Source organism: Xanthobacter albus (genome assembly GCF_043194895.2).
Taxonomy (GTDB): Bacteria; Pseudomonadota; Alphaproteobacteria; order Rhizobiales; family Xanthobacteraceae; genus Xanthobacter.
The window spans coordinates 2,215,830-2,229,506 of sequence record NZ_CM195532.1; the positions used below are offsets into that span (position 1 = coordinate 2,215,830).

Annotated in this window: 13 protein-coding genes; 10 read left to right on the forward strand and 3 right to left on the reverse strand. The window is 69.9% G+C overall.

Going from position 1 to position 13,677, the window contains the following annotated elements:
• Positions 1–4: 4 nt before the first annotated feature.
• Entirely contained in the window at positions 5–1,204 is a 1,200-nt protein-coding gene (locus V5F75_RS09890) for a GGDEF domain-containing protein (protein WP_394037573.1), read from the reverse strand.
• A 297-nt stretch (positions 1,205–1,501) separates the two neighbouring features.
• Here V5F75_RS09890 and speB point away from each other — a divergent pair, with 297 nt between their 5' ends.
• From speB to V5F75_RS09910, 4 genes are all read left to right on the forward strand, one after another.
• Positions 1,502–2,482, forward strand: a complete 981-nt coding sequence (gene speB / locus V5F75_RS09895) for an agmatinase (protein ID WP_394037575.1) — start codon at positions 1,502–1,504, stop codon at positions 2,480–2,482.
• Between the two features lie 79 nt (positions 2,483–2,561).
• Complete coding sequence (locus tag V5F75_RS09900; RefSeq protein ID WP_394037577.1) at positions 2,562–3,680, forward strand: calcium:cation antiporter; 1,119 nt, start codon at positions 2,562–2,564, stop codon at positions 3,678–3,680.
• 77 nt (positions 3,681–3,757) lie between these two features.
• Positions 3,758–4,168 (forward strand): NADH:ubiquinone oxidoreductase subunit NDUFA12, encoded by a 411-nt coding sequence (locus tag V5F75_RS09905; protein ID WP_394037579.1) that lies wholly within the window; start codon positions 3,758–3,760, stop codon positions 4,166–4,168.
• Positions 4,169–4,501: 333 nt separating this feature from the next.
• The gene (locus V5F75_RS09910; RefSeq protein WP_394037581.1) at positions 4,502–5,182 is read left to right on the forward strand and encodes a DUF2155 domain-containing protein; all 681 of its coding nucleotides are present in this window, start codon (positions 4,502–4,504) and stop codon (positions 5,180–5,182) included.
• Here the strand turns inward: V5F75_RS09910 and aat are convergent.
• Both aat and V5F75_RS09920 read right to left on the reverse strand, forming a co-directional pair.
• Positions 5,113–5,790: a leucyl/phenylalanyl-tRNA--protein transferase gene (aat, locus tag V5F75_RS09915; protein WP_394037583.1), complete on the reverse strand. Its 678-nt coding sequence runs from the start codon at positions 5,788–5,790 to the stop codon at positions 5,113–5,115. The two genes, V5F75_RS09910 and aat, sit on opposite strands and share 70 nt — an antisense overlap.
• A gap of 59 nt (positions 5,791–5,849) precedes the next feature.
• Positions 5,850–7,046 carry a pyridoxal phosphate-dependent aminotransferase gene (locus V5F75_RS09920; RefSeq protein ID WP_394037585.1) on the reverse strand — a complete coding sequence of 399 codons (1,197 nt, stop codon included), beginning with the start codon at positions 7,044–7,046 and terminating at the stop codon, positions 5,850–5,852.
• A gap of 285 nt (positions 7,047–7,331) precedes the next feature.
• On the opposite strand from V5F75_RS09920, the gene V5F75_RS09925 reads away from it, so the two are divergent.
• The 6 genes from V5F75_RS09925 (at position 7,332) to V5F75_RS09950 (ending at position 13,019) form a co-directional block, all read left to right on the forward strand.
• Positions 7,332–8,735, forward strand: a complete 1,404-nt coding sequence (locus tag V5F75_RS09925) for a M48 family metalloprotease (RefSeq protein ID WP_394037587.1) — start codon at positions 7,332–7,334, stop codon at positions 8,733–8,735.
• 133 nt (positions 8,736–8,868) lie between these two features.
• Complete coding sequence (locus tag V5F75_RS09930; RefSeq protein WP_394037589.1) at positions 8,869–9,630, forward strand: DsbA family protein; 762 nt, start codon at positions 8,869–8,871, stop codon at positions 9,628–9,630.
• 124 nt (positions 9,631–9,754) lie between these two features.
• Entirely contained in the window at positions 9,755–10,186 is a 432-nt protein-coding gene (gene aroQ, locus V5F75_RS09935; protein WP_394037591.1) for a type II 3-dehydroquinate dehydratase, read from the forward strand.
• Positions 10,187–10,252: 66 nt separating this feature from the next.
• Positions 10,253–10,723, forward strand: a complete 471-nt coding sequence (accB, locus tag V5F75_RS09940) for an acetyl-CoA carboxylase biotin carboxyl carrier protein (RefSeq protein WP_394037609.1) — start codon at positions 10,253–10,255, stop codon at positions 10,721–10,723.
• A 213-nt stretch (positions 10,724–10,936) separates the two neighbouring features.
• The gene (gene accC / locus V5F75_RS09945) at positions 10,937–12,295 is read left to right on the forward strand and encodes an acetyl-CoA carboxylase biotin carboxylase subunit (protein WP_394037593.1); all 1,359 of its coding nucleotides are present in this window, start codon (positions 10,937–10,939) and stop codon (positions 12,293–12,295) included.
• A gap of 145 nt (positions 12,296–12,440) precedes the next feature.
• Complete coding sequence (locus V5F75_RS09950) at positions 12,441–13,019, forward strand: invasion associated locus B family protein (RefSeq protein ID WP_394037595.1); 579 nt, start codon at positions 12,441–12,443, stop codon at positions 13,017–13,019.
• Positions 13,020–13,677 lie beyond the last annotated feature (658 nt).

A 13,677-nucleotide genomic window follows, 5' to 3' on the forward strand; every position in this document is an offset into this window, starting at 1 on the left:
CGCCTCAGGCCGAAGCGCTGGTGATGTCGGCGCGCTGGGCCTCATGCTGGTATGAGGATGGCCAGGCCGCCGCGAGCACCCGGTTTCGCCCCTCGCCCTTGGCCACGTAGAGGGCTTCGTCCGCCGCGCGGATCAGGCTGGAGAGGGCGGGCACCGCCTGCCCGTCGGGATGCAGGGTGGCGACGCCCACGGTCACGGTGGCGTTCACCGGCAGGTCGGCGACGCAGGAGAGCTCGCCCTCGGCGATGCGGCGCAGGCGCTCGCCCACCTCGCGGCCGGCGATGGCATCGGCGCCCGGCAGGATGACGCAGAATTCCTCTCCGCCCAGGCGGCCGATCACGTCGCCGCTGCGCAGCCCGCGCGCCGCCGCTTCCGCGAAGCGCCGCAGCACCGCGTCGCCCACGTGGTGGCCGAAGCGGTCGTTGATGGATTTGAAGTGGTCGAGATCCACCATCAGGATGGAGAGCGCGCGCTGGCGGATGATCGCCTCGTTGAACAGGTTTCGGCCGCGGCGCAGCGTGGTGCGGCGGTTGGGCAGGCCGGTCAGGTCGTCGATGGAGGCGAGCCGGTCGAGCACCATGTAGAGGGAGCAGAAGTTCCAGCTGATGGACAGGCCCACCGCCGCGAGCACGAGCACCGCCTGGATTATGCCCGAATAGGCGACCTCCGGGTTGGTCCAGCCGCCGGCCACCGCCGCCGCCCGCGCGGCGTGGAGTGTCGCCATGACGCACAGGAGGCCGGCGCAGATGCCGCGGGCAAGCGACCAGTCGTCGCGCTCGGGCTGGCGGAACAGCAGGGCCGCCGCCAGCGCGCACCACGCGGTGATGACCAGGGAGGTGATGACGATGCGCTGGCCCAGATCGTCGCCGGAGAGCATCGACAGGAACAGCAGCCCCGCCCCCGCCAGCGTGCCGGCGAAGACCGTGCCGAGCATGGGGCGCCTGCCGTCGAATACCCGCACGCCCGCCAGCACGAGGCCGAGCGCCGCGAACACCAGCCCGTTGCCGACGATGACGCTGAGCGCCAGGGGCAGCACCGGCCTGAGGCCGAGCAGCACGGTGCCGGTGGCGGCGGCGAGGTTGCTCACCGCCCAGTAGCGAAGGGCGTGGTTCTGCAGCCGCGGGCTGACGACGAACTGCAGCATGGCAATGAGCCCGCTCATGGCGGCCGACGCGAGAAGGATGGTCGGAACGTGGAGCGTCATGCGGGTCGCCAGCGGTCGGTCGAGATAGTCGGTCGAAACGGTCGAGGGGCGTGTGAACAGGCGCTTGTGTGGTCGTCCGGCGCGGTGGGCGCGATGCGCGAGGCGTTTTCCGGGCGACATCCGCCGCCGCGGCCACGGCGCCCGCGCCGTCCTCGCGCGCGGCATCCGGACCATGCGGAGCTTCGCGATCTGGCGAAGGCTGCTCTCCCGATCCGAAACGACGCGCCGAAGGAGCTGGCATGAACGTTCATGCTCGATATCATGCGTCCGCCGGCCCGTCGAGCCGAGAGGTGCCTCATGACCGATCCCGTTCTGCCGCGTCCCGTCGACCGGGCCCTGGACCCGTCGTTCCGCCATGGCCAGTCCACGGAGCCGAACTATTCGGGCGTCGTCTCCTTCCTGCGCCGGCGCTACGCGCGCGCCGGCGGCGGGGCCGAGGTGGTGGTGTGGGGCGTGCCGCTGGACGTGGCTGTGTCCAACCGCCCCGGCACGCGGTTCGGGCCGCGCGCCATCCGCGCGGCGTCGAGCATCCTCGATGGCGATCCCTTCTATCCCTTCGGCATCGATCCGTTCGAGACCCTCGATGTGGCCGATGCCGGCGATTGCGTGTTCGACTACGGCATCGCGGCCGGCATTCCCCAGGCGATTCGGGAGCAGGCGGCGGCCCATTACGCGCGGGGCAGCCATCTCGTCACCCTCGGGGGCGACCACTTTCTCACCTATCCGGTGCTGAAGGCGCTGGTGGCCCGCACCGGCCAGCCCGTGGCGCTGGTGCAGTTCGATGCGCACCAGGACACCTGGGATGACCATGGCGAGCGCGTGGACCACGGCACCATGATCACCCGCGCGGTGCGGGACGGCCTCATTCGCACCGACCGCTCGATCCAGGTCGGCATTCGCACCCAGGCGCCCAACACCTTCGGCATCGAGATCGTCGATGCCCTCACCGCCGGGGAGCTCGGGCCGGCGGCCCTGGCCGCGCGCATCGCCGAGCGGGTGGGGGATGCGCCGGTCTATCTCTCGTTCGACATCGACGCCATCGATCCCGCCTTCGCGCCGGGCACCGGCACGCCGGTGTGCGGGGGGCTCACGACCCGGGAGGTCATCTCCACCCTCAAGCGGCTGGGCGGGCTCGATTTCCGGGGCTTCGACGTGGTCGAGGTGTCGCCGCCCTACGATCACGCCGAGGTCACTGCGCTGGCCGGTGCCACGCTCGCCTCCATCTACCTGTGCCTGCTGGCGCAGCGGAAGGCGGAGGGGCGGCCGATCGCGCTCTGAGGGGCGGGCGGGGAGGAGCCTTGCGCCTGTCACGAGGATATGGGAGAGCGGCGCCGCTTCGGGCTCTGCGAGGTGCAGCGTGACGAAAACGCGGTTCGGCGCCTATGCCTATGTCTTTCCGTTCCTGGCCGTCGCGCTGGCCGTCGTCCTCGCCGCCTTGCCGGCCCTCGCGCCCGCCACCGCCGCCGCGGGCGGCAGCGGCCTGAAGGAGGCGCTGGTCGGGGCGCTCGCCATGCTGCTCCTGTGCGGCTCCTCCTTCTCGGCGGTGGCGCACGCGGATGTGGCGGCCGCCCGGCTCGGCCAGCCCTACGGCACGCTGCTGCTGACGTTTTCGGTGACGCTGATCGAGGTGTCGGTGCTCGCCTCCTTCATGCTGCATGCCGGCAGCAATCCCACGCTGGTCCGCGAATCGGTGTTCTCGGTCATCATGATCGTGACCACCGGCATCGTCGGCCTGTGCCTGCTGCTCGGCAGCCTGAAGCATCGCGAGCAGGTGATCCAGCAGCAGGGCGTCACCGGCTTCCTGTCGGTGCTGATCGCCCTTGGCGTCATGCTGCTGATCCTGCCGATGGAGACGCGGGACGGCATGAGGAGCGGGCAGTTCACGCCCGTCCAGCTCGGCTTCATGGCCTTCATCGCGGTCGCGCTGTACGCCGCGTTCCTCTACATGCAGACAGTGCGCTACAAGGAGCACTTCGTCGACGACGACGGCGGCCATGCGGATCGCCGGCCCTCGCCGCGGCGGTTCGCGCAGGCGGTGGCGATGCTTCTGGTCAGCCTTGCCGGCGTGGTCAGCCTGTCCGGCCATGTGGCGGCGGCCTTCGAGGACTTCCTCGACATGTTCCCGCTGGCCGATCCCGATGCGGTCACCGGGGCGCTGGTGGCCACGCTGCTGCTGCTGCCGGAAGGCATCAGCGCGGTGCGGGCGGCCAGCGCCAACCATCTCCAGCACAGCCTGAACATCGCGCTTGGCTCGGCGCTGGCCTCCATCGCCCTCACGATTCCGGCCATGGCCGCCATCAGCATGATGCTCGGCCTGCCCATGTCGCTGGGGCTGGACCCGGAGGACCGCACCATGATGCTGCTGACCTTCGTGCTCGCCATCCTCTCCTTCGGAACGGGGCGCACCAACGCGCTCAACGGCGTGGTCCACCTCATCCTGTTCGGTGTCTACGTGATGCTCACCTTCGTGCCGTGACGCACGTCGCTCTCGACGGTGGACACAGGCAGGGTCCGGTGGCATGTTCCGCCCGATTTTGGAACGAGGCGTCGGCCGTGAAGACTCTCCTGCTCTACATCTTCACCTGGTGGCAAAAGCAGACCGTGGGCACCTGGTGGTGGACCAAGCGCTATGGCGAGTTCGTCGGGAAGGACGAGCTCGGCAACCGCTACTACCGCACCAAGGGCGGCGCCATCGACCCCCTTCTCGGCTTCGAGCGGCGCTGGGTGATCTATCCGGGCTATGCCGAAGCCTCGAGCATTCCTCCGGGCTGGTGGGGCTGGATCCACCACCGCGTCGACACGCCGCCGTCCAAGGAAACCTACACGCCCCGCGAGTGGCAGAAGGAGCATCGGCCGAATCCCACCGGCACCGCTGCCGCCTACCACCCCAAGGGCTCGGTGCTGGCCACCGGCCATCGCCCGGCCGTGACCGGCGATTACAAGGCCTGGGTTCCCGGCGAGTGAGGCCAAGCGCGCCGCGCTTGGCTCCGCTGTGGCGGTGCGGGGTGCGCGCCGCCCCGCATGCCCTGTTCAGGCCGCATTGTGAGTGCTAATCGGCTCCAGACGAAGATCCATTCGGTTCGGAGGTGCCGCTCGGCGCGTCCGCCTCGCCAAGGGCGCCTTTCGCCGGCGGCCGGCCGCGGCCGGCAGCAGGAAGCGCCCAGGTTCACGATACTGGAGAGGGTCCCCATTTCATGGAAACGGGGAAGCTCTCCAGACCCTTGCGTTGACGCGTTTTCTTCACGCGAGCCGGTTTCCACTTCGCTCGAAAACGCTCTAGACCGGTGCGCCTGTAGCATGATGCGGATGTCCCAGGGCCTCACGGCGCTCGCCATGGTGGCGGTCGCGCAGGCGGCAAGCCTCTCGCCCGCGGCGGCCCAGCTCCAGCGCTCGGGAATCGAGCAGTCGAACGTGCCGCCTCCCACGGGCTATGGCGCGCCCACCGCGCCGCAGCCGCGCCGCCCGGACCAGGCCGCGCCCACGCCCTATTCCCCGACCCCCTACGAGCCCTTGCCCTATCCGCCCGGCAGCAATGCGGGCGCCGCGCCCGCCCGGGCCGCCACCGCGCCCGCCCCGCCCGGCGGCGCTGCCCCTGCCCAGGCGGAACCGGACGGCATGGTGGTGCAGCCACCGGCAGTGAAGATCTCCAACGGCTATGCGGTTTATGCCGGGCTCGACAAGATCACCGGCCGCATCACCTCCTTCGATGTCGCCATCGGCGAGACCGTGCAGTTCGGCGCCCTGCAGGTGACCCCGCGGGTGTGCTACACCCGCCCCGCCAACGAGACGCAGAACACCACCTCCTTCACCGAGGTGAACGAGGTGACCCTGAAGGGTGAGGCCAAGCGCATCTTCACCGGGTGGATGTTCGCCTCCAGCCCCGGCCTCCACGGCGTGGAGCACCCGGTCTATGACGTGTGGCTGATCGGCTGCAAGGCGCCGGCACCCGTCACCGCGGCACCCGCCGGCCAGCAGTAGAAGTCGCCCTCCGCGGCCAGGGCGTGATCGAGCAGGCGGTGGTATTGCCGCCGCGAGACCTCGACCGCGCCGAAACTCTTCAGGTGGCTGGTGACGAACTGGGTGTCGAGCAGGCGGAAGCCGCCGGCGATGAGGCGCCCCACCAGATGCACCAGCGCCACCTTGGAGGCGTCGCGCTCGCGGTGGAACATGCTTTCGCCGAAGAAGGCGGCGCCGAGCCGCACGCCATAGAGCCCGCCCACCAGCTTTCCGTCGCGCCAGGCTTCCACCGTGTGGCAGCGCCCGCGCGCGAACAATTCGCCGTAGAGATGGCGGATGCGGGGGTTGATCCAGGTCTTCTCCCGGCCCTCCTGGGGCTCGGCGCAGCCGTCGATGACGCCTTCGAAATCGGTATCCACCCGCACCTCGAACTTGTCCGAGCGCACGGTGCGGGCGAGGCGGGAGGAGATGCGGAAGTCGTCGAGCGGGATGATGCCGCGCCGTTCCGGCTCGATCCAGTAGAGCCCCGGGTCCTCGGCGCTCTCGGCCATGGGGAAGATGCCGCAGGCATAGGCCTTCAGCAGCACCTCCGGGGTGATCTCGACGATCTGGTCGCTCATCCGGCTCATGGCGCCAGGATAGCAGGAAATCGTGCGACTGTATGGCGGCGGGCCGCCCCTGCTCCGGCCTATTCCTTCTTCAGGAAGGCGCCGATGCGCTCCACCGCCTCGCGCATGTCGGTGGCCGAGCCGGCATAGGAGAGGCGCAGGAACTGCTTGCCCCGGAAGGGGTCGAAGTCCACGCCCGGCGTGGTGGCCACATGCACGGCGTCCAGCATGCGGGTGGCGAAGGCAGCCGAATCGCCGGTGAAGGCGGAGACGTCCGCATAAAGGTAGAAGGCGCCGTCCGCCGGCAGGAAATGGCTGAGGCCGACCTTCGGCAGCCCCTCGGTGAGGATGCGCCGGTTCTCCACATAGCCGGCCTTCACCCTGTCCATCTCCTCGCGGCCCTCGAAGGCGGCGGCCGCCGCGATCTGCGAGAGGGTGGGTACGGAGATGGAGAGGTTCTGCTGCAGCCGCTCCATGGTGCGCGAGAGGCCGGGCGGCACCACCATCCAGCCCACGCGCCAGCCGGTCATGCAGAAGTATTTGGAGAAGGAGTTGATGACGGTGACATCCTCCGCGATCTCCACCGCGCTCACCGCCGGGAAGGCATAATCGAGTCCATGGTAGATCTCGTCGGAGACGAAGGCGAGGCCGAGCTCGCGCGCGCAGTCGTAGAGCGCGGCGAGGGCGGGGCGGTCCATCATGGTGCCGGTGGGGTTGCCGGGGCTCGCCACCAGAACGCCCTTCAGCGGCGCCGCGCGGTGGGCCTCCATCAGCCGCTCCGGGGTGAGGGCGTGGCGGTCCTCGGCGCGGGTCTCGATGAGCACCGGCTCGCAGCCCAGGGCGGAGAGCACGTGGCGGTAGGGCGGATAGCCCGGCGCCGCGATGGCCACCCGGTCGCCGGCCTCGAACAGGGCCAGGAAGGCGAGGATGAAGCCGCCCGAAGAGCCGTTGGTCACCACCACCCGCTCCGGATCGAGCGCGATCTTGTGCGTCTCCTCATAGTGGCGGGCGATGCGGGCGCGCAGGCCGGGAATGCCGAGCGCCGCCGTGTAGGCCACCTGGCCGGCGGCGATGGCATCGGCCGCCGCCTGCCGGGCCACGCGCGGCGCGGGCGCGGCCGGCTGGCCCACCTCCAGGTGCATCACCCGGCCGCCGGCGGCCTCGATGCGCGCGGCATGCTCCATCACGTCCATGACGATGAAGGGGGCGACGGCGCTGCGGCGCGAGGGCTGAAGGCTGACGCCGGCGCGGGGGAGGGAGGTGGAAGAAGCGGTCACGGGCGAAGGTCCTTCGGCCAGGGGCTGCGGCGCGGGGGGAAGGCGGCCGGGTGGCGGCGCCTGCCGCGCTGCCGCCGCATTCTCGCGGTCCTTGAGATAAGGTCGCCCCAATGTGAGGCCGGGCCCGTTGACCCGGCCGGCGCGGGGCTCCACTGTCCGGCGGCTTCCTAGCGCGCGCGCACCGGCGCGCCAAGGGGAGACGGAACGGGCGGTGTGCGCGCGGCGAGGCGAGGACAAGCGTCAGGGCTCATGGACCGATCACCTTCTTGCTCCCTTCTGCGCCGGATGGCGTCGCGCGCCGGGCGCGTGGCGGCCGTGCTGGCGGTGGCGGCGCTCCCGCTCCACGCGGCGCGCGCGCAGGAGCAGCCGCAGGGTGGTGTCACCACCATCCGCGACACCGAGATCGAAGCCCTGCTGCGCGACTATACACGCCCGATCCTGAAGTCCGCGGGCCTCGCCCAGCAGAATGTCGAGGTGGTGCTCATCAACCAGCGCTCCTTCAACGCCTTCGTGGCGGACGGGCGGCGCATCTTCGTGAACACCGGCGCGCTCATCGATTCCAAGACGCCGAACCAGATCATCGGCGTGCTCGCGCATGAAACCGGGCATATCGCCGGCGGCCATCTCGCCCGCATGCGCGAGCAGCTCGCGGGGGCGCAGACCATGGCCATCGTCGCCATGCTGCTGGCCGGCGCGGGCGTGGCGGCGGGCGCGGCCGGCGGCATGGGCGGCAGCAACCTGGGCAGCGCCGCCGCCGCCGGCATGAGCGCCCCCCAGGAGATGATTCGCCGCTCCCTGCTCTCCTACCAGCGCGGGGAGGAGCAGGCGGCCGACCGCTCGGCGGTGAAATATCTCGACGCCACCCACCAGTCGTCCAAGGGCATGCTGGAGACGTTCGAGCGCTTCCAGAACGACCAGCTCTTCCTGAGCCAGAGGGTGGATCCCTATCTCCTGAGCCACCCCATGGCGCGCGAGCGCATCGCAGCGCTGGAGCAGCTCGCCAAGTCGAGCCCCTACTACAACACCAAGGACCCGGCCGACCTCCAGGCCCGGCATGATCTCATGCGGGCGAAGCTCATCGCCTTCATCGAGCGGCCCGATGCGGTGAACCGCCAGTATCCCATCTCCGACAACTCGCTGGCGGCACAATATGCGCGCGCCATCTCGGCCTATCGCTTCGGCAACGTGAACGGCGCCCTGGCGCAGATCGATTCCCTCATCGCCAAGCAGCCGGGCAATCCCTATTTCTACGAGCTGAAGGGCCAGGCGCTGCTGGAAAGCGGCCGCGCCGCGGAGGCCGTGGCGCCGCTGCGCAAGGCGGTTTCCATGACCGACGGCGCGCCGCTCATCCGCGCCATGCTCGGCCAGGCGATGGTGCAGTCGGGCAGCAACGTCAATCCCGAGGACGCCATCCGCGAGCTGATCCAGGCCACCCAGCGCGACCCCAATTCGGCGGGCGCGTGGCGCTCACTCTCCATCGCCTACGGGCGCAAGGGCGACCTCGCCAATGCCGATCTCGCGGCGGCCAGCGGATATTTCGCCTCCGGCGACTTCAAGACCGGCCGGGAGCTCGCCGCCCGCGCCCGCCAGCGCTTTCCCCAGGGCTCGCCGGGGTGGCTGAAGGCGGACGACCTCGTGAACTTCAAGCCGCCCAAGGGCGCCGACCGGGGCGGCCGTGGCGGCGGATAGCCTGCGTTTTGCCCAAGCCGGGCACCTGTTCGCGCTGGGGAGTGCGCGGACGCCGGAAGCCGAGGGCCTCGCCCGCGCATCGGTGCGCGTGGGATGCCCTGGAACAGACCTTTCTCACGCGATGGAGATACGCATGTTTTCGCGCCTCGGCCTCAGCGCCGGCCTCATTCCGCTGGCGCTGGCGGCCGCCCTGGCCTCCAGCCCCGCCTCCGCCTTCACCGACGAGGAAAAGAAGGAGCTCGGCCCGGTCATCCGCGAGTACCTGCTCCAGAATCCGGAGGTGCTCCAGGAGGCCATCGCCGTGCTGGAGACGCGCCACAACGCCGCCGAGGCGCAGGAGCGCGGCAAGGCCCTCTCCCAGGTGAAACCGCTGCTCATGGAGAGCCCGCGCGGCGTGGTCGTCGGCAATCCCAAGGGCGACGTGACCCTGGTGGAGTTCTTCGACTACAACTGCGGCTACTGCAAGAAGGCGCTCTCCGACCTGCAGGAGCTCATCAAGGAAGACCCGAACCTGCGCGTGGTGCTGCGCGAGTTCCCGGTGCTCGGACCGGGCTCGGTGGAGGCCGCGCAGGTGGCGGTGGCGGTGCGCATGGTGGCGCCGGAGAAGTACATGGCCTTCCACCAGGCGCTGCTGAACGGCCGCGGCCAGGCGGACCGCGCCAAGGCCCTCGCCGCCGCCAAGGAGGCGGGCATCGACCCAGCGCTGATCCAGAAGCAGGCCTCCTCGCCCGAGCTGAACGCGACGCTGGACGAGAACATGAAGCTCGCCGAGGCGCTCTCGCTCAACGGCACGCCCTCCTATGTGGTGGGCGACCAGGTGGTGGTGGGCGCCGTGGGCTTCGACAAGCTCAAGGCCGCCATCGCCGAGAGCCGGGCGCCGAAGAAGGCGAACTGAGCACCGCCGAGCTTCCGCCCGCCGCCGGCCCCGGGCCGCGCGGCGGGCCCTTTCCTTGCGCGGCGGGCACCCCTATAAGTGCCGCCGACCCGGACATGGTGTGCCGGCGACAGATGTTTCTGGGATGTCCGATACCATCCACGTTCTGAACGGGCCCAACCTCAACCTCCTCGGCACGCGCGAGCCCGGCATCTACGGTGCCGCGACGCTGGCCGACGTGGAGGCGCTGTGCCGCTCCGAGGCGGAACGGCACGGCTTCGGCCTCGTGTTCCGGCAGACCAATTCCGAAGGCGCGCTGGTGGACCTCATCCAGGCCGCGCGCGGCGCGCGGGGCATTGTGCTCAATGCGGCCGCCTATACGCACACCTCGGTCGCGATCCGTGACGCGGTGGCGGCGGTGGGGGTTCCCACCATCGAGGTGCATCTGTCGAACGTGTTCGCGCGCGAGCCGTTCCGCCACCATTCCTATCTTTCGCCCGTGGCGCGCGGGGTCATCTGCGGCTTCGGACCGCAGAGCTACGTGCTCGGAATCCAGGCGCTGGCGGGCCTTTCTTAAGAAGCTGGTGGCGCGCCGTGCCCTAGGATCGCGGGCGCGGACGCAGCCGGCAAGAGCAGGATGATGATGAAGCCGACCAAACCCCAGATCGATACCGACCTCGTCAAGGACATCGCGAAGCTCCTGTCGGACAGCGACCTGACCGAGATCGAGGTGGAGCACGAGGGCCTGCGCGTGCGCGTGGTGCGTGCCCCGGCGCCGGTGATCGCCGCCGCTCCGGCCGCGCTGGCCGCCGCGCCCGCGCCCGTCGTCGCGCATGCCGCCGCCCCGGCCGCGGAGGCTCCCGCCGACCCCGCCAAGCATCCCGGCGCCGTCACCTCGCCGATGGTGGGCACGGCCTATCTCTCGCCCGAGCCCGGCGCCGCGGCCTTCGTCGAGGTCGGCGCCACGGTGAAGGAAGGCCAGACGGTGCTCATCGTCGAGGCCATGAAGACCATGAACGCCATCCCCGCGCCCCGCTCCGGCACGGTGACGCGCGTGCTGGTGGGCAATGCGCAGCCGGTGGAATACGGCGAGCCGCTTCTCATCATCGAGTGACACCGGTGCCCGGCGGGCGCCCCCGCCGCCATCCGGCGGCGGCGCGTTCCGTCCCGGCGTCCGATGCGCCTTCCGCGCGCGAAGCGGCATCCACTTCGCTCGAAAACGCTCTAGAGCATGTTCACCAAACACGCTCCAGATTATTAGTTTATCACAATTCCGGACGCAAAACCGCTGCGCACTTTTGCTGGAATTGCTCTAGGGGCAGGCCAGATGTTCAAGAAAATCCTCATCGCCAACCGCGGCGAGATCGCGCTGCGCATCCTGCGCGCCTGCAAGGAGCTCGACATCGCCACCGTGGCGGTTCACTCCACGGCGGACGCCGACGCCATGCATGTGCGGCTCGCCGACGAAAGCGTGTGCATCGGCCCGCCGCCGGCCCGCGAGAGCTATCTCAACATCCCCTCCATCCTCGCCGCCTGCGAGATCACGGGGGCGGACGCAGTGCATCCGGGATACGGCTTCCTGGCTGAGAACGCCCGCTTCGCCGAGATCCTGGCCGACCATAACATCGGCTTCATCGGCCCCAAGGCGGAGCACATCCGCATCATGGGCGACAAGATCGAGGCCAAGCGCACCGCCCAGTCCCTGGGTATTCCGGTGGTGCCGGGCTCGGAAGGCGGCATCCGCGACGACGAGGAGGCCCATCGCGTCGCGGCCGGCATCGGCTATCCGGTGCTGGTGAAGGCCGCCGCCGGCGGCGGCGGACGCGGCATGAAGGTGGCGCACACGCAGGAGGACCTCTCCCAGGCCCTTTCCACCGCGCGTATCGAGGCCAAGGCCGCCTTCGGCGACGATGCGGTCTACCTGGAGAAGTACCTCTCCACCCCGCGCCACATCGAGGTGCAGGTGCTGGGCGATGGCAGGGGCAACGCCATCCACCTTGGCGAGCGCGACTGCTCGCTCCAGCGCCGCCACCAGAAGGTGTGGGAGGAGGCGCCCTCACCCGTCATCACCGCCGCCCAGCGCGCCGAGATCGGCGAGACCTGCGCCAGCGCCATGCGCAAGCTGAAGTATCTCGGCGTCGGCACCATCGAGTTCCTGTACGAGGACGGCCGCTTCTACTTCATCGAGATGAACACCCGCATCCAGGTGGAGCATCCCGTGACGGAGGCGGTCACCGGCATCGACCTTATCAACGAGCAGATCCGCGTGGCGGCCGGCGAGCCCATGAGCGTCACCCAGGACGACGTGGTCATCAACGGCCATGCCATCGAGTGCCGGGTGAATGCCGAGCACCCCACAACCTTCCGGCCCTCGCCGGGGCGGATCACCCATTATCACGTGCCGGGCGGCCTCGGTGTGCGGGTGGATTCCAACGCCTACCAGGGCTATGTGATCCCCCCCACCTATGACAGCCTGGTGGGCAAGCTGATCGTGCACGGCCAGACCCGCGACGAGTGCCTGCGCCGCCTGCGCCGCGCCCTCGACGAGTTCGTGGTGGACGGAATCGACACCACCTTGCCCCTGTTCCGCACGCTGGTGCGCACCCGCGACATCGCGGAAGGCCGATACGACATCCACTGGCTGGAGCACTTCCTGGCCGACACCGCCAAGGCCCACGGCGGCTGAGGCTACGGGGACCGGTGATTTCCGCCGGCCCCCGCGCCCGCCTGCCGCCGGGATAGGAGTTGCCGAACCGGCCGCAATTCGGATATCCCGGCGCAAGCAGCGGCGGGCATGGCTCCGTCGAACCTCGGGGAACGCTATGATCAGCATGTCGCGCAAGGTTTTCCGGTCCGCTGGGGCCATGGTGGATGCCGGGGCGCAAGCCATGGGCGCCCGCAAGGTGCTGGCCTGCGCCGCGGCGGCGCTGCTCGGCAGCGGCCTCCTGCTGCAGGCGCCGGCCGCGCGGGCCGAGACCCCCGCGGAGACCGTGACCCGCTCCACCCACGACGACTGGACCGTGCGCTGCAAGAAGGACGCCTCCCCCAAGGAGTGCGAGGCCGTGCAGACCCTGCAGACCCCCGACCTCAAGGGCGTGCTCGCCCACGTGGCGGTGCGCGCGCAGAAGGGCGGGGAAGTGCTGCTCATCGTTCTCACCCCGCCGGGGGTGTGGCTGCCCTCCAACGTGACCCTCAAGGTGGGCGGCGTGCCGGACGTGGTGCTCACCTACAAGCGCTGCGGCCAGTATTGCGTGGCCAGCGTCGCCCTGACGCGGGAGAGCCTCGCGGCCCTGAAGGCCAGCTCCGGCAACGGCGACCTGACCTTCGAGAACGGCTCGCGCAGCCCCATCATCCTGCCCGTGTCCTTCAAGGGCCTGGGCGATGCCATGACGGCCGCCCTCAACGGGTGATCCTCGCGCAGCGGAGAAGCGCGGCTCGGGCGTGAATTCCGGCCGCCGCGAGAGCGATGCCCATCCCCGCGTTCGCCTGCCCGCCACGGTGGCAGGCTCGAACGCGGAGCCGGGGGCGTATCGCTCTCCGCCTCTCATCTGACATGTGCACACGCCCGGCCGCTGCACACGCCGGGCCACGCAACGTCGATGCCGGCGGTGCCGCGTGATGCCTCGTCCGCAACTCTCCAGTAACGCCCGCTAACGCCTCGGACGGGGTTGCAAGGCCCGGCGAAAGGCTTCGGCCGGTGGCCCCGGCCCCCGGAGAGGCGGTTTCGGCGTGGGCGCTGAGCTTCTCCGCAGCGGGGAAACGGCAAGGCAGCGCCGGCGGCCCCCAAGCGTTTCCGAGCGAAGCGGCTACTGGTTTGCGTGAAAGAAGCGCGTCATCGGAAGAGGATAGATCGTTTCGGTGTTTCCATGAAACGCTGAAACGATCGAGACCGGACGCTGCACGTCGCGGAATGGACTTTGCCCTGTCGGGCTCCCGACGGCGAGCGCCTCTGCGTGCGCGGCCCTGTCTGGGCCTCCCCGCGCGCGTGAAGGACCGCAGCTTGGAGCATTTTCCGTTCGCATCGGCGATCGGGAAGGGCCCGCGCTCATGGGGCCATCATGCTATCTT